This window comes from Sphingomonas xanthus, from assembly GCF_007998985.1.
GTDB lineage: Bacteria > Pseudomonadota > Alphaproteobacteria > Sphingomonadales > Sphingomonadaceae > Sphingomicrobium > Sphingomicrobium xanthum.
In genome coordinates, this window is the sequence record NZ_CP041659.1 from 1,501,599 (window position 1) to 1,517,149 (window position 15,551).

At 63.9% G+C, this 15,551-nt stretch carries 17 protein-coding genes; 7 read left to right on the forward strand and 10 right to left on the reverse strand.

Annotated features, from left to right (window positions below; genetic code table 11):
• Positions 1 to 5: 5 nt before the first annotated feature.
• The gene (locus tag FMM02_RS07545; protein WP_147494270.1) at positions 6 to 3,428 is read right to left on the reverse strand and encodes an efflux RND transporter permease subunit; all 3,423 of its coding nucleotides are present in this window, start codon (positions 3,426 to 3,428) and stop codon (positions 6 to 8) included.
• 19 nt (positions 3,429 to 3,447) lie between these two features.
• Complete coding sequence (locus FMM02_RS07550; RefSeq protein ID WP_147494271.1) at positions 3,448 to 4,620, reverse strand: efflux RND transporter periplasmic adaptor subunit; 1,173 nt, start codon at positions 4,618 to 4,620, stop codon at positions 3,448 to 3,450.
• Between the two features lie 221 nt (positions 4,621 to 4,841).
• Here FMM02_RS07550 and FMM02_RS07555 point away from each other — a divergent pair, with 221 nt between their 5' ends.
• Positions 4,842 to 5,102 (forward strand): GlsB/YeaQ/YmgE family stress response membrane protein, encoded by a 261-nt coding sequence (locus FMM02_RS07555; protein ID WP_147494272.1) that lies wholly within the window; start codon positions 4,842 to 4,844, stop codon positions 5,100 to 5,102.
• 83 nt (positions 5,103 to 5,185) lie between these two features.
• Positions 5,186 to 5,902, forward strand: a complete 717-nt coding sequence (locus FMM02_RS07560; protein ID WP_147494273.1) for an SIMPL domain-containing protein — start codon at positions 5,186 to 5,188, stop codon at positions 5,900 to 5,902.
• A gap of 55 nt (positions 5,903 to 5,957) precedes the next feature.
• On the opposite strand, the gene FMM02_RS07565 is transcribed toward FMM02_RS07560, so the two are convergent.
• The 3 genes from FMM02_RS07565 to FMM02_RS07575 all read right to left on the reverse strand — a co-directional run bounded on the left by FMM02_RS07565 (position 5,958) and on the right by FMM02_RS07575 (position 7,047).
• Positions 5,958 to 6,227, reverse strand: coding sequence for a GlsB/YeaQ/YmgE family stress response membrane protein (locus FMM02_RS07565; protein ID WP_147494274.1), 270 nt, complete (start codon positions 6,225 to 6,227; stop codon positions 5,958 to 5,960).
• 188 nt (positions 6,228 to 6,415) lie between these two features.
• The gene (gene sciP, locus FMM02_RS07570) at positions 6,416 to 6,715 is read right to left on the reverse strand and encodes a CtrA inhibitor SciP (protein ID WP_147494275.1); all 300 of its coding nucleotides are present in this window, start codon (positions 6,713 to 6,715) and stop codon (positions 6,416 to 6,418) included.
• 95 nt (positions 6,716 to 6,810) lie between these two features.
• On the reverse strand, positions 6,811 to 7,047 hold the full coding sequence (locus tag FMM02_RS07575; protein ID WP_147494276.1) for a hypothetical protein: 237 nt from the start codon (positions 7,045 to 7,047) through the stop codon (positions 6,811 to 6,813).
• An 86-nt stretch (positions 7,048 to 7,133) separates the two neighbouring features.
• Here FMM02_RS07575 and mnmA point away from each other — a divergent pair, with 86 nt between their 5' ends.
• Positions 7,134 to 8,234, forward strand: coding sequence for a tRNA 2-thiouridine(34) synthase MnmA (gene mnmA, locus FMM02_RS07580; protein ID WP_147494277.1), 1,101 nt, complete (start codon positions 7,134 to 7,136; stop codon positions 8,232 to 8,234).
• Here the strand turns inward: mnmA and FMM02_RS07585 are convergent, their stop codons facing one another.
• From FMM02_RS07585 to pdxH, 4 genes are all read right to left on the reverse strand, one after another.
• Positions 8,235 to 8,690: a hypothetical protein gene (locus FMM02_RS07585; protein ID WP_147494278.1), complete on the reverse strand. Its 456-nt coding sequence runs from the start codon at positions 8,688 to 8,690 to the stop codon at positions 8,235 to 8,237. It lies immediately after the preceding gene.
• 80 nt (positions 8,691 to 8,770) lie between these two features.
• Positions 8,771 to 9,559 (reverse strand): PhzF family phenazine biosynthesis protein, encoded by a 789-nt coding sequence (locus FMM02_RS07590; protein ID WP_147494279.1) that lies wholly within the window; start codon positions 9,557 to 9,559, stop codon positions 8,771 to 8,773.
• On the reverse strand, positions 9,556 to 10,479 hold the full coding sequence (locus FMM02_RS07595; RefSeq protein WP_147494280.1) for a cation diffusion facilitator family transporter: 924 nt from the start codon (positions 10,477 to 10,479) through the stop codon (positions 9,556 to 9,558). Before FMM02_RS07595 ends, FMM02_RS07590 begins: the two co-directional genes overlap by 4 nt.
• Complete coding sequence (gene pdxH, locus FMM02_RS07600; protein ID WP_147494281.1) at positions 10,476 to 11,054, reverse strand: pyridoxamine 5'-phosphate oxidase; 579 nt, start codon at positions 11,052 to 11,054, stop codon at positions 10,476 to 10,478. The genes FMM02_RS07595 and pdxH overlap by 4 nt, the downstream gene beginning before the upstream one ends.
• A 97-nt stretch (positions 11,055 to 11,151) precedes the next feature.
• Here pdxH and FMM02_RS07605 point away from each other — a divergent pair, with 97 nt between their 5' ends.
• The 4 genes from FMM02_RS07605 to FMM02_RS07620 are packed head-to-tail and all read left to right on the forward strand — an operon-like array spanning position 11,152 to position 14,232.
• Positions 11,152 to 12,105, forward strand: coding sequence for a DnaJ C-terminal domain-containing protein (locus FMM02_RS07605; RefSeq protein ID WP_147494282.1), 954 nt, complete (start codon positions 11,152 to 11,154; stop codon positions 12,103 to 12,105).
• A gap of 10 nt (positions 12,106 to 12,115) precedes the next feature.
• Positions 12,116 to 13,150, forward strand: coding sequence for a YihY/virulence factor BrkB family protein (locus FMM02_RS07610; protein WP_147494283.1), 1,035 nt, complete (start codon positions 12,116 to 12,118; stop codon positions 13,148 to 13,150).
• Positions 13,151 to 13,153: 3 nt separating this feature from the next.
• Complete coding sequence (gene fabI / locus FMM02_RS07615; protein ID WP_147494284.1) at positions 13,154 to 13,957, forward strand: enoyl-ACP reductase FabI; 804 nt, start codon at positions 13,154 to 13,156, stop codon at positions 13,955 to 13,957.
• 2 nt (positions 13,958 to 13,959) lie between these two features.
• Complete coding sequence (locus FMM02_RS07620) at positions 13,960 to 14,232, forward strand: acylphosphatase (protein ID WP_342782492.1); 273 nt, start codon at positions 13,960 to 13,962, stop codon at positions 14,230 to 14,232.
• Between the two features lie 20 nt (positions 14,233 to 14,252).
• Here FMM02_RS07620 and FMM02_RS07625 read toward each other — a convergent pair whose 3' ends face one another.
• Complete coding sequence (locus FMM02_RS07625) at positions 14,253 to 15,542, reverse strand: adenylosuccinate synthase (RefSeq protein WP_147494286.1); 1,290 nt, start codon at positions 15,540 to 15,542, stop codon at positions 14,253 to 14,255.
• Positions 15,543 to 15,551: the final 9 nt, after the last annotated feature.

Sequence of the window (15,551 nt, forward strand, 5' to 3'; positions counted from 1 at the left end):
CGATGTCACTCCGCCGGTTGCGGAGCGGCCTCGCCGCCGGTCGCATGGTCGGGATCGTAGGTGAGGACCCGGGTCCGCAGCCACGGGCCGACCCGCTTCTCCAGTCCGTCGGCGAGGCTGAAGCCCGCGGGTACGATGAGCAAGGTCAGCAGGGTCGACAGCAGCAGGCCGCCGATCACCACCGTGCCCATTGGCGCGCGCCACGCGCCGTCGCCCGACAGGGAAATGGCGGTCGGCACCATGCCGGCAACCATCGCCACGGTGGTCATGACGATCGGCTGGGCGCGCTTGTGCCCGGCTTCCATCAATGCCTCGAACTTGGGAGTTCCGCGATCCATCTCCTCGATCGCAAAGTCGATCAGCAAAATGGAGTTTTTGGCGACGATCCCGAACAGCATCAGCACGCCGATAAACACCGGCATCGACAGCGGTTGACCGATCAGCGCGAGCGCGAGCAGTCCGCCAAGCGGCGCCAGAAGCAGGGAGCCCATGTTGACCAGCGGGGACATGAAGCGCTTGTAGAGCAATACGAGCACCGCAAAGACCAGCAAGATGCCGGAAGCCAGCGCGATGCCGAAGCTTTGCATCATTTCCTGCTGCCATTCATCCTCGCCAAAGGGCGCGTTGGACACGCCGGCAGGCAGGTTGGCCATCGTCGGAAGCGCGTTGATCTTCTTCATCGCGTCGCTCTTGACCACGCCAGGGGCAAGATCGGCGCCGACGAAGATTCGGCGGCTCTGGTTGTAACGCTGTATCGAGGTTGGGCCCGATCCGAAGCGGATCGTTGCCACTCGGCTAAGCGGCACGCTGCCGCCGGTCGCGGTCGGGACCGGTAGGTTGCGGATCGTTTCGAGGTCGCGGCGCGAATTTTCGGGCAGCATCACGCGGATCGGCACCTGGCGATCCGAAAGCGAAAATTTCGCGCTGTTCTGGTTGATGTCGCCCATCGTCGCGATGCGAATCGTTTGGCTCAGTGCGGCGGTCGTCACCCCCAGCTGCGCCGCGAGGTCCAACTGCGGCTCGATCAGCAGTTCGGGCCGGCGAAGGTCGGCGTTGATGCGCGGTGCCCGGACTTCGGGAATCCCGCTCATCTCGGAAACCAGTTTGCTCGCGGTGTTGTTGAGTAGGATCGGATCCGACCCCGACAACATGATCGAGATGTCGCGCCCGGTTCCGCCTCCGCCCGATTGCGACATGAAGTTCACCCGTGCGTCGGCGACCTGGGCCAACTGCGGCGTGATGTCCCGCTCATAATCGATGCTGGTCCGCTCGCGGTCCTTGCGCAGCGTGATGAAAATGGAGGCATTGCCTTCGCGGATGCTCTGCAATGCGGTTAGCGTCTCGGGCTGGGCATTGATGATCTCGGCGACCTTGTCGGCAACCTTTTCGGTCTGCTGGATCGTGGTCCCCGGCAGCATCTCGATCCGAACCCGGCTGAAATCCGAATTGGTGGTTGGGAAGAACTGCGTCGGCAGCGCCATGAACATGCCAATCGTCGCCAGGAACGACAAAAGGCCGATGCCCATGATCCAGATCCGATGGTCGCGAAGACGCGCGCCAACCCGCTGCCAGACGTAGGAGGACCATGCGCCGAACTGCGTTTCGCCTCGCCCGCGTACGGCGTTCCAGATGGCACCAAAGATCAGGGTCAGGAGAAGGCCGACGATCATGCCGAAAGGCAGGGCGACCAGCAGGCCCATGGCGATCTTGCCGCCGCTGATCCCGGCTTCGGCCGCGTCCGCAGCATCAGCTTGCGGCTGCGGTGCGAAGATGACCATCACCGCCACCAGCACGCCGAGCACCAGGGCAAAGCTGAAATAACTCGCCTTCTTCGGAGTGCGAACGATTGCCGCCCGCATTTCCTTGGCCCGCTTGTTGTTCAACGACCAGCGAAGGATCGTCATGTACCGATCCATCATCCAGCCCTCGCCATGGGATTCCTGGCCATGGGCCTTGAGGAAATAGGCCGCGACCATGGGTGTTATCATTCGCGCCACGGCCAGGCTGGCGAGCACCGCCGCGCAGACGGTCAGGCCGAAGTTCTTGAAGAACTGGCCGGACACGCCGGGCATCAGCCCCACCGGAAGGAATACGGCGACGATCGAGAAGGTTGTGGCGACCACCGCGAGGCCGATTTCGTCGGCCGCATCGATCGATGCCTGATAGGCGGACTTGCCCATGCGCATGTGCCGGACGATATTTTCGATCTCGACGATGGCGTCGTCGACCAGCACGCCGGCCACAAGTCCGAGGGCGAGTAGCGACAGCGAATTGAGCGTGAAGCCCATCAGGTCCATGAACCAGAATGTCGGAATGGCCGACAGCGGGATGGCCAGCGCCGAGATGACCGTCGCCCGCATGTCGCGCAGGAACAGAAACACAACCAGCACCGCGAGCACCGCGCCCTCGATCATCGCCAGCATGGAGCTGTTGTACTGGCCCTTGGTATAGTCGACGCTGTTGAACAATTGGGTGAACTGGACTCCGGGATTGTCCTTTTCGATCTGCCGCAACGCCTTGGTTGCGTCGTCGAACACCGTCACGTCCGACGCGCCCTTGGCGCGCGCCAGGGAAAAGTTGACGACCTGGCTGCCGCGGATCTTGCCGATCCGGCGCTGCTCACCAAAGCTGTCGCTCACGCTGGCAATGTCCGCCAACTGCACCGTCCGCCCATTGCCTAAGGCGATTTGCGTTTGCGACAGCGTATAGGCGTCGGGGGCATTGCCGAGCACCCGTACCGACTGCCGGGACCCGGCGATTTCGGCGCGGCCGCCAGCGGCATTGATGTTTAGCGTCCGCAGCGCGTTGTTGACCTGCGCGGCGGTGACGCCGAGCGATTGCATCCGCGCCGGATCGAGGATCACCCGGATTTCGCGATCGACCCCGCCATTGCGCTCTACCTGGGCCATGCCCTCGACGGCCAGAAGCCGCTTGGCAACCGTATCATCGACGAACCAGCTCAATTGTTCGATTGTCTTGTCGGGCGCCGACACAGCGAAATAAGCGATCGGCTGGCTCGACGTCGTCTGCTTCTCGACAAAGGGCTCGAGAATGCCGTCGGGCAATTCGCCGCGCACCTGGTCGACGGCATTCTTCACTTCGTTGACCGACTGGTTGATGTCCGTGCCGATTTCAAATTCGACGACGGTCGTCGACGAACCTTCCGAGGCTGTCGAGCTGATCGACCGGACCCCCGGCAAGGTGCGGACCGAGGATTCGACCAGCTGGGTAATCTGGTTCTCGATTTCGGTCGGCGCAGCACCAGGCTGGGCTATCGAGGCGATGACCACCGGGAATTCGATGTCCGGATTGTCTTGGACGTCCATCCGCATGAACGCGACCAGCCCGGCCAGCGTCAGGGCGATGAACAGGACGATCGGAACGACCGGGTTGCGGATTGACCAGGCCGAGATGTTTCTAAAGTTCATGCGACGAGCCCCGGACGAATTATTGCTGTTGGCGCTGCGGCCGGACCTTGTCGCCCGGGTTGAGGAACCCGCCGGCGCGAAGCACGACCATCTCATTGCCTTGCAGCCCTTCGGCGATGGCAATGCCCTGCGCCGTCACGGTGCCGGTCTTCACCGGCCTGCGCTCGACCTTATTATCCTTGCCCACGACGTAGACATAATTGCCCTTGTCATCGCTGAGGACGGCGGATTCCGGCAGCAGCGGCGCCTGCTGTGACCCGGCGACGATGGTTACCGACGCAAAGCCGCCCGGGCGAAGCGACTGATTGTAAGGAACCGCGACGCGGGCGATGCCTTGCCGGTTCTGCTGGTTGATGACGGGCGAAATCTGCCAGACCGCGCCGCTGGTCGTGACGGTCGAACCAACCGGGGTCACGGTTGCCGGCGATCCGACATTGATTACCGACAGGTCGGATTCGCTAAGCTGGGCACGAAGCTCCATCTCCCCGCCGCGGGCGACACGAAACAATGCGCCCGATCCGCCACTCACGACCTGGCCAGGTTCGACATTGCGTTCAAGCACCAGGCCAGCGGCCGGCGCACGAATGTCGAGGCGGCCGATCCGTGCCCGGGTTTCCGCCAGGCTGGCCTGGGCAACGCGAACGCGGGCATTGGCGGCGTCGCGCGCGGCCCGCTTGCGGTCGAGATCGGCCTTGGACACGAATCCGCGCCCGACCAGCGCTTCGCTGCGTTCATATTCATTCTGGGCCAGACGGGCATCGGCGCGGGCGACTTCAACCTGCGCTGCCAATTGCTGGGCCTGCTGGGATTGAACCGATCGTTCGATAACCGCCAATGTCTGGCCGGCCTTGACCCACTGACCTGGCTGAACCAGCACGCGCGCCACTTGGCCGCCTTCACCGGCAACGCCAACAGGCATGTCGACCCGGGCGGCGAGCGTCCCGGTCGCGGCAATCGCGCGATCGACCGACTGGCGGCCAGGGATGACGACGGTGACGCTCGGAACCTGGCCCTGTCCCGCACCAGCCGCGCCGGCGCCCGCAGGTTCGTCCCCGCCGCCGCGCATCAGGAAAAAGGCGGCCGCCAGGATGATCACCGCCGCGACCGCGCCGATGATGATCGTGCGCCGGCGCCTGGACCGATCCACCACGATCAGCGTGTCCGAGCTGTCAAAAGTCGTTTCCCGGTTCATAGGCCGCATTCTTTCAAGTCCCGTAGCCCGCAGTGGCGATTACTGCGGGCGCTGTATTACGCAAATAAGTCACCCCGCGCAACTGCAGCAGCGTTGGCGTTCTCGGCCAGCGAATTTCTACGAACGGCGGCACTCGCGACACCAATGCGCGTTGTTGCAATGGTGAAACGAGCATGGTCCACTGGGCCCAGTTGGACCTTCTAACACAGGGAGCGTTTTGGATGATCGAAAGTTACGGGTTTTTCGGCTGGATAGTGATCGGCCTGCTCGCGGGCGGAATCGCCAAGTTGCTTATGCCGGGCAAGGACCCGGGCGGGTGCCTCATCACCATGCTGCTCGGCATTGCCGGCGCATTGCTTGCGGGTTTTCTGGGCAAGGCGATCGGCTGGTATGACCAGGGCGAGGCGGCCGGCTTTGTCGCCGCGATCGTCGGCGCCTTCCTGATCCTGCTCGTGTACCGGCTCGTGCTGCGCCGTCGCTAGCATCCGGACCTAATGTTCATTTTGGGGCCATCGCCGCGGGTTAATCTTGCGGCGGTGGCCCCTTTGTCCATGGAGGAGAGTATATGAAACCCCTGTTGTTCGCCGCAGCCGTCACCGCGGCTGTTCCAACCGCCGCCGGAGCACAGGCCGTGGCAAGCGTCCCGGTGCTCACGGGCACCCGGGTTGATGTTAACGCCACCGGTGAAGTGACCCGAGTGCCCGACCTTGCCGTCATATCGGCGGGCGTCCAGACGCTGCAGCCGACGGCGACAGGCGCGATCGAGGAGAATGCGACGCGGATGGAACGGGTGCGCGCCGCGCTGAAGCGGGCAGGGATCGCCGACAAGGATATCCAGACGTCGACGATCAGCCTCAACCCCGAATATCGCTACCAGGACAACCAACCGCCGCGGCTGACGGGTTATCGCGCGACAAACACGGTCAACATCAAGTTTCGCGACCTCAAGCGGACCGGCGCGATCCTCGATGCGCTGGTGCAGGAGGGCGCCAACCAGATCAACGGGCCGTCGCTGACCATCGACAAGCCCGATGAAGCCTACGACGAGGCACGGGTGAAGGCGGTCGCCGCGGGCCGGGCGAGGGCGGAAATCTATGCTCGCTCACTGGGCAAGCGGGTGGTGCGGATCCTCTCGGTCAGCGAAAGCGGTGCTTTCGTTCCGCCGCCGATGCCTTATGCGGCCGACGCGATCCAGGTCACCGGATCGCGCGCCAAGACCGAAATTGACCCGGGCACCCAGCAACTTCAGGTCAACCTGTCGATGAGCTTCGAGCTCCAGTAAACATAAAAGGGCCGCCGGTTACCCGGCGGCCCTTCTCGTTCGCATGTTCCGTTGCTTAGCGGACGTTGCCGCGGCGAACGAGGTTGACGATTGCCAACAGGATGATCGCGCCGAGCAGCGAGATCAGCAAATTCGGGAGCGAGAAGTCGCCCGAGGTGATGGAACCGCCGCCGAGCATCGGTGCTAGCAACAGTCCACCAAGAATTGCGCCGACGATGCCGACGACAATGTTCAACAAAATCCCTTGTTGCGCGTCCGTGCGCATGACGATGCTGGCAAGCCAGCCCAAAATACCACCAACGATGATGATCAGGATCCAGGTCATTGCGTTCCTCCTGTTCGAGGCCACTCCATTATACGCGGAGCGCCTTTCCGGCATCATAGACGCGCGATGCGTGTCTGTTGTTCCGGTAAAGCAACGCCTTGTCTAGTCCACTTCTGTCAGGACAAGGAAAAGGGCCCCGCCATGCCCGGCGAGGCCCTTGACTGGATCACCGCTTAGGGGACGGGCGATCAATAACGTTGCTGGCGCTCATACTGGTCGCGGTAATGCTTGATCCGGGTGACGCGAAGGCCCGGCATTCCCGACCGGTCGACTGCGCGCTGCCAACCGGTAAATTCCTCGAGGCTCAGCGAATAGCGCTGGCAAGCTTCGTCGACGGTCAGCAATCCGCCCGCGACCGCTGCCACCACTTCTGCCTTGCGGCGCACGACCCAGCGCGTCGTCGAGGGCGGCGGCAATGAGTCGAGAGTCAGCGGTTCGCCGAGCGGTCCGATCACCTGAGCAGGACGAATTTTCTGATTCTCGAGCATGCTAAACCTCAATCACATTAAACTCTAACCGATGGGCTGTTATTAACCGAAGGGCGTTTCGAAGGTCTGAAACACGCTGGTAACCGGACCCTTCATCAATCCTTACCTCCAGTTAACCACGACGCCTCCGCGCCGCTGGCAAACGTCCCCTTCAATGCCTTTTTCGCATCCCGCCAGCCTTCGCTCCCGGAGAGAAAACAGGCGATTGCCTGGTTTCGTCCGGATGGCCCGGAATGTGCCGCCGCAGGCAGCGAGACGAGGGCCGAAAGAAGTTCATCGGCGTCGATCGCCGCATCTCCCGCTGCCTTCAGATGGCCATCGAATCGTGCCAATGAACGCCCCTCAACCCAATACCGACTTGCCTCGCTCTAGCCGGACAGGGTGAATTTCGAGTAAAGAACTGCCGCCGAGCGCATCCATGAACATCCATTTCGACCTTGACCGGCCCGCCGCCGAAAGCCGCATCGTCGTCGCCATGTCGGGCGGCGTCGATTCCAGCGTGGTCGCGGCGCTCGCCGCGCGCACGGGCGCGGAAGTGATCGGCGTCACGCTCCAGCTCTACGACCATGGCGAAGCCGTGAAGCGGTCAGGGTCCTGTTGCGCGGGTCAGGACATCTATGATGCCAAGACCGTTTGCGACCGGCTCGGAATCGCCCATTATGTGCTCGATTATGAAAGCCGGTTCCGAACCGGCGTGATCGATCGCTTCGCCGACGAATATGCCGCAGGACGAACGCCGGTTCCGTGCAGCCTGTGCAACCAAGGCGTGAAATTTACCGACCTGATCGGCTTTGCCCGCGAGCTTGGCGCCGACTGCTTGGCCACAGGCCATTATGTCCGCCGCGTCGTCGCTGCCGGGCGGGTCGAACTGTGGAAGGGCCGCGATCCATCGCGCGACCAAAGCTATTTTCTCTACGGCACCACCCGCAACCAGCTTGATTTCCTCCGCTTCCCGCTTGGCGACCTGCCCAAAAGCGAGACCCGGAGGCTGGCGGTCGAGACCGGTCTTGCAGTCGCCGACAAGCCCGACAGCCAGGACATCTGCTTCGTGCCCGACGGCGACTATGCCGGCCTGGTCAAGCGGCTTCGTCCCCAGACCGCCGCGCCGGGCGATATCGTCGACCTCGACGGCCGGGTCGTCGGCTCCCATCCGGGCGTCGTCCATTACACAATCGGCCAGCGCCGGGGGATCGAGATCGGCGGACAGCCCGAGCCGCTTTACGTCGTCCGGATCGAGCCCGAGCATCGCCGGCTCGTTGTCGGGCCACGCCGGGCGCTTGCCGTCTCGGTCGCATCGGTCGCCGAGATCAACTGGCTGGCGGAGGACCAGGTCGCAGTTGAAGCCAAGGTGCGCTCGCTGGCGCGGCCAGTGGCGGCGCACTGGAACGGGTCGTCCCTGCGCTTTGCCAATCCCGAATATGGCGTCGCGCCGGGGCAGTCGGCTGTTTTTTACGAAGGTGAACGGCTGCTTGGCGGCGGGACGATCGTGTCCACCGAGGCGGCGCTGCTGGCGGCCTGATCAGCCGGTTGGCGACCGACCCACGAAGCGCGCCCGAAAGCGCGTCGAGCGCGGTGCGGTAAGCCAATAATTGCCCAGCACGCCCTTGCTCAGCTTGACCTTGGTGCCGGGCTTCAGCGGCTGGTCGAACTTGCCGTCGGCCGACAAGTCGAAGCGGTCGCCGCTGTCGAGCTCGACACGGATCAGGTTGAAGCCATGGGCAAAGGACAGCTTTACCGTTCCTTCAAGCGTGCTCGGCGTGGTCGCTTCGTCGGCCGGAACCAGCTGCCCGGCGCTCAGCGCAAGCTTCAGGTCGCCGACGGCCTTGTCGTAGCACTGTAGCCGGTCGGCATCGGCCTGGACGGCCGCGCAGGCCGTCGCGGCTTCGATCCGGGGGTCGACCTTGTCCTTGGCGGCGGCGGGCATCGCGAAACCGATCAGGACAATCGCCGCCGAAACATTCCAGTACATCGCCATGGTTCTGCCTCCCTCGTTGCGGCGAGCATGGCATGGGTACAAGTTCGGCGCAAAGGTGCAATCGATGCGTTCATCGCAAATCAGAGCTGGAAAAAGCCTTCGATAACCGTAACCGCCCGCCCGCCGAGGATCACCCGGTCGCCCTTCAATTCGCAATCGAGTAGGCCGCCGCGCGCGCTGGCCTGGAGGGCGGAAAAGCGGTTGCGCCCCAGCCGATCGGCCCAGAACGGGACCAGTGCGGTATGCGCAGCCCCGGTCACGGGGTCCTCCTCGATGCCGTGATGGGCGGCGAACACCCGGCTCGCAATGTCCTGCGAAGCGCCGGGCGCGGTTACGGAAACCAGATAGGGAAGCTGGCGCAGCGCCGCGAAATCGGGCCGCACCGCGCGCACCGCGTCTTCGTCCTTGAGCAGGACCAGCGCATTGCCATTGCCCGATCGATTGCGGAAGGCGTCTCCATCCACTCCCAGCGCTGCGATCACTTCGGGAAGATCGGCGGGTTCGACTTGTGTTGCCGGCATGTCGAGCCTCAGGAATGACGGATCGTCGGGATCGCGGGTCACGGTCAGCACGCCGGACCTAGTAGAGAAGCGGATCCGTTCGCCCTTTAACAGGATGTGGGCGCTGGCCAGAGTCGCATGGCCGCACATCTCCATTTCGACCGTCGGCGTGAACCAGCGCAGGTCGAAGTCGGCGTCGTCGCGCGCGCTGGGTACGGTAAACGCCGTTTCGGCAAGATTATTTTCTGCGCCGATCGCCTGCATGACCGCGTCGTCCAGCCAATGGTCGAGCGGCATCACCGCGGCGGGATTGCCGGCGAAAGGACGATCGGAGAAGGCGTCGACCTGGAAAAAAGGAAGGGGGGTCATGTGGAACTCTCCGTTAGGCTCGACGGAAGGATGGTCTCGCGGTCGATATGGCCTTCGGGGTCGAGATGAATGATGATCTCGGTTCCCGGAAAGCGCTTCTGCAACGCCAGCTCGACCGCATCCATCCGGTCGTGGGCGTGGCGAACGGTCCAGTCGGCTGGCACCCAGACATGAAATTGGGCGAAGCGGTGCGTGCCCGAGCTGCGCGTGCGGAAATCATGCAGTCCAGCAAGCTCGGGATATTCGCGCGCGGCGGCTAGGAAGGCGTCGCGCTCATCCTCCGGCCATTCGCGGTCCATCAGCTGGTCGATCGAGTGGCTTGTAGCGCGCCAGGCGCCATAGAGCAGCCAGGCTGCGATGCCGAACCCGAAAAGCGGGTCGGCCAACCGCCAGCCCAGCAGCTGGTCGAGCACCAGCGCGGCAATCACCGAGACGTTGAGCAGCAGGTCGGACTGGTAATGGACATGGTCGGTGCGAATTGCCAGCGAGCGGGTCTTGCGGATGACATGGCGCTGGTAGGCTAGCAGGCCAAGTGTTGCCACTATCGCCGCAATCGACACGCCGACGCCCATCGCGAGGCCTTCGGTGCGCTGGCCGCTTTGCAGCTGGATCAGGGCACGCCAGCTGATTGCGAGCGCGGAAATGGTGATCAGGATGACCTGGACCAATGCCGCCAGCGCCTCTGCCTTGCCGTGACCGAAGCGGTGGTCGGCATCGGCCGGGATCGCCGCCCAGCGAACGCCAAGCAAGGTGACGATGCTGGCAATCAGGTCCAGGCCGGTATCGGCCAGGCTACCGAGCATGGCCACAGATCCGGTAGCGCGGGTCGCTTGGAGTTTCAGCAGCAGCAGGAAGATCGCCGTGGCGATACTCAGCGATGCGGCGCGCGTGGTCAGCCTTGCGCGGTCGTCAGCGATCATGGGTAAAGCAGCCCCTCACGCCAGCTCTGGCCGACCCGTTCGAACAGGCGGCGTTCGTGAAGCCGGTGCGGCCGGTCGCTCCAGAATTCGATAGAGACCGGGCGCAGGCGAAAGCCGGTCCAGCGATCGGGCCGCGGCACATCGCGGCCGTCGAACCGCTGCCTCGCTGCGTCGAACCGCGCTTCAAAGCCTTGCCGGGAATCGAGCGGGCGCGACTGGAGCGAGGCGTGGGCGCCAAGCTGAGAATCGCGGCTTCGCGTCGCGAAATAACGGTCCGCTTCCGCCGGTTCGACCTCCTCGACCGGACCCTCGATCCGGATCTGCCGGCGCAGCGATTTCCAATGGAACAGCAACGCCGCCACGGGATTCGCCGCCAGTTCCGCTCCCTTGCGGCTGTCGGCATTGGTGTAGAAGTTGAAGCCGTCCGGTCCGAAGCCTTTCAACAACACCATTCGGACCGATGGCGCACCAGACGCGGTCGCGGTGGCCAGGGCAACGGCATCGGGGTCATTGGGCTCGGAGACTTTTGCCTCCTCGAACCAGGCGGCGAACAGCGCAATCGGGTCATCGGCCATGGCCGCGCTTTGACGCCTGAACCGCCCGCTGTCGAGGCTTGGACGCTTGACGGACGGGGACGAGGGTCCGAAATCCGGGGACAACAAAGGGGATGGAATGGACCTGTATCAACAATTGGGCATCAGTCGCGACGCAAGCGAGGCCGAGATCAAGAAGGCCTATCGGAGCCTTGCCAAGCAGCTTCATCCCGATCGCAACAAGGACAATCCCAAGGCGGCGGAACGCTTTGCGGCGGTAACCCGGGCCTATGACCTATTGTCCGACAAGGAGAAGCGCGCCCGCTATGACCGTGGCGAAATCGATGAGGACGGCAACCCGCGCATGCCGTTCGGCGGCGGCTTTGGCGGCGGCAGACGACCACGACCGGGTAGCGCCGGAGGCGCGGGCCATGAGGGCTTCCCCGGCGGGTTCGAGGGCGATGCGGCTGATTTGTCAGACCTATTCGAAGGGCTGTTTGGCGGAGCGGGGGCCCGGCGAGGCCCCGGGGGGGCGGGTCCGTTCGGCGGATTTGGCAGGGCCCGGTCACCGCAAAAGGGCGCCGACATCGCGTACCGGCTGAAGGTGGGCTTTACCGATGCCGCGACGCTGAAGCCGCAACGCGTCACACTGTCGGGCGGGCGAACGGTAGACCTCAAACTGCCCAAGGGGGTCGAAGACGGGACCAAGATCCGGCTCGCCGGGCAGGGGCAGGAGGGGCCGGGAGGGCGCGGCGACGCGATCGTCACCATCGCCATTGCCCCGCACGCCTATTTCGTGCGCGACGGCGTCAACATCCGTCTAACACTGCCGGTAACGCTGAAGGAAGCCGTGCTCGGCGCCAAGGTCAAGGTCCCGACCCCGGACGGGCCGGTGATGCTGACCATCCCCAAGGGATCGAGCAGCGGCAAGCTGCTGCGGATCAAGGGCCGCGGGTTTACCGGGAAGGACGGAAACCGCGGCGACCAACTGGTCCAGCTTGCCATCGACCTCCCCGCAGGGGACGAATCGCTGCAGCAATTCGCTGAAGGCTGGCAGGGCGGTGGAAACCCGCGCGCCTCGATGGGGGTTTAGCCCCTAGTCCATGAAGGAAATCCATCCCCAGTCGCCCGAAGAACGGCGCAAGGCGCTGGCCCGTATCCGGGCCCGGTTCGGCAAGGCCGCGATTGAACGCGCGAAAAGCGAGATTCGTCCGCTGGTCATCGCCAAGCGGGTCGGCCTTGGCATTTATGATGATGGTTTCATCCACGCCGGAAACCTGGCCTATCTGTCGTTGCTTGCCCTGTTTCCTTTCCTGATCCTCGCCGCCGCGGTCGCCCGGCTGTTCGGCCGGTCAGGCGACACGGTGCTGGCGGTCAATACGATCCTCGGACGGCTTCCGCCCGAAGTGCATAGCGTGCTTGCCGAACCCATCACCGAGGTGCTCGATGGCCGTTCGGGGGCCTTGTTGTGGTTCGGGGCAGTCGTTGGCCTGTGGACCGCGGCCAGCTTCATTGAAACGATCCGGGATATTCTGCGCCGGGCCTATGGCGTCGAATATGCTGCCAGCTTCTGGCAATATCGCCTGGCGGCAATGGCCATAATTCTCGGGTCCGTCGTCCTGCTGTTCATCGCTTTCGGCGTTTCGGTATTATTGTCGTCGGTCCATCATTTCCTGATCGACCTACTGCCTTTTTCTGAAGGAGTAGGACGAACCCTCGGCCTGTATCGGATCGTGCCGGCAGTGACCCTGTTCGCCACTTTCTACATCATCTTCCTGGCGCTGACCCCATCCCGTTACCGCGTCATCGAATGCCGCAAATGGCCAGGCGCATTCGTCGTCACGACCTGGTGGCTTGCGACAGTGGAGCTGTTGCCCAATGTGCTCAGCTTGTTCGGCGGCTATGAGCGGACCTATGGCAGCCTTGCGGGGGTCATGGTCGCGCTCATCTTTTTCTTCGTCATCGGGCTTGGCGTCGTTGCTGGCGCCGAACTTAACGCCGCACTGGCGGAGCCCGGCGGTAAGGCGCTAAGGGGCGAGGTTTATGAGGGGCCCTACCGGGACGAACTTCCGGTGGACGAACCGGCCCCGGAGGAAAAACAGGGGCAGGCGCAGCAGGCCCCGAACAAAGGGGAATAGCCGATGGGCGGCATCATGGCGGGCAAGCGCGGGCTGATTATGGGCCTGGCAAACGACCGGTCGCTGGCTTGGGGAATCGCCCGCCAGCTTCGCGACCAAGGCGCGGAATTGGCCTTCAGTTACCAGGGAGAGGCGCTCCAGAAGCGGGTTGGCCCGCTGGCGGAGCAGCTTGGCAGCGACCTGCTGATCGATTGCGACGTCAGTGACATGGCGGCGCTTGATCGCGCGTTCGACCAGCTCAGGACGCGATGGGACAGTCTGGACTTCGTGGTCCATGCGATCGGCTTTTCCGACAAGAACGAGCTGCGTGGAGGCTATGTCGACACCAGTCTCGACAATTTCCTGATGACAATGAACATTTCGGTCTACAGCTTCTGCGCGGTGGCGCAGCGGGCGCGAACCATGATGAAGCCAGGCGGTTCGATGCTGACCCTCAGCTATTACGGCGCCGAGAAGGTCATCCCTCACTACAACGTTATGGGCGTTGCCAAGGCGGCGCTGGAAACCAGCGTCAAATATCTCGCCGCCGACCTCGGTCCCGAGGGCATTCGCGTCAATGCGATCAGCGCCGGCCCTATCAAAACGCTCGCCGCGAGCGGGATTGGCGACTTCCGCTACATCATGAAGTGGAACGAATATAATGCGCCGCTGCGCCGCAACGTCACGATCGAGGATGTCGGGGGCGCCGGCCTCTACCTGCTGAGCGAACTGGCAAGCGGTGTCACCGGCGAAATCCACCATGTCGACGCGGGCTATAACGTCGTCGGCATGAAGGCCGAAGACGCGCCGGATATCGCCACGGTCTGATCGTGCGCGTTCGCCGGATCGTCAGGATTTCAGGCCGCGTCCAAGGTGTGTTCTTCCGTGCCTGGGTCCGCGAGCAGGCCGAGGGGCTGGGGTTGGCCGGCTGGGTTCGCAACTGCGCCGATGGGACGGTTGAGGCGGAGCTGGAAGGCGAGGAGGACGTGGTTAGCCAGATGATCGACCGGATGCAGTCGGGACCGCCGCTGGCGCGGGTCGACGATCTCGAGGTCGAGGCAAGCGAACCTTTGCTGGCCCGGTCCTTCACCGTTCGACATTAGCCGCGGCGAGGAGGGACCGCTCAGGAGGTGAAGGGGTCCGACACCAGGATCGTATCCTCGCGCTGCGGCGAAGTGCTCACCAGCGCGACGGGGCAGCGGACGAGCTCTTCGATCCGGCGGACATATTTGATCGCCTGGGCGGGAAGATCGGCCCAACTGCGCGCGCCAGCGGTCGTCCCGCTCCATCCGTCCATTTCCTCATAGATGGGCTCGGCGCGCGCCTGATCCGCCGAATGGGGAGGAAGATAGTCCACCGTAGCGTCGCCAATGCGATAACCGGTGCAGATCTTCACCTTCTCCATCCCGTCGAGCACGTCGATCTTGGTCAGCGCGATGCCGGTCACGCCACTGACCGCGACCGATTGCCGCACGAGGACGGCATCGAACCAGCCGCAACGCCGCTGGCGCCCGGTGACGGTGCCGAATTCATGCCCGCGTTCGCCCAGGCGTTGCCCGACTTCGTCGCCAAGCTCGGTCGGGAAGGGGCCGGAACCGACCCGGGTCGTATAGGCCTTGACGATCCCAAGCACGAAGCCGGCTGCGCCTGGGCCCATGCCGCTTCCGCTTCCCGTCGTCCCGGCAACGGTATTGGACGATGTGACGAACGGGTAAGTGCCATGATCGACGTCGAGCAAGACGCCCTGCGCCCCTTCGAACAGGATTCGACGGCCACGGCGGCGCGCTTCGTCGAGATCGCGCCATACCGGGCGGGCAAACTGCAGCACGAAATCGGCGATCTCGCTGAGGTCGGCCTTGAGCCGCTCGCGGTCGACCGGCGGATGGCCGAAGCCGGCGCGCAGGTGATCGTGATGGGCACAAAGACGGTCGAGCTGCGGGTCGAGGTCGCCAAGGTGGGCCAGGTCGCACACCCGGATCGCACGCCGTCCGACCTTGTCTTCATAGGCGGGGCCGATCCCGCGGCGGGTGGTGCCGATCTTTCCCGCGCCGCTGGCGTCTTCGCGCAGCGCGTCGAGGTCACGATGGATCGGCAGGATCAGCGGGCAGGTTTCGGCTATCATCAGCACGTCGGGAGTGATCGCCACGCCCTGCGCCGACAATTTCTCGACTTCGGCCTTCAATGCCCAGGGATCAAGCACCACGCCATTGCCAATTACCGATGGCGTGCCGGTGACGATGCCCGAAGGCAGCAGCGACAATTTATAGACCTTGTCGCCGACCACCAGCGTGTGGCCGGCGTTGTGTCCGCCCTGGAACCGGACCACCATGTCGGCGCGGCTGGCCAGCCAGTCGACGATCTTGCCCTTGCCTTCGTCGCCCCACTGCGCGCCAATGACGGTGACGTTGCCCACGCGAAAATC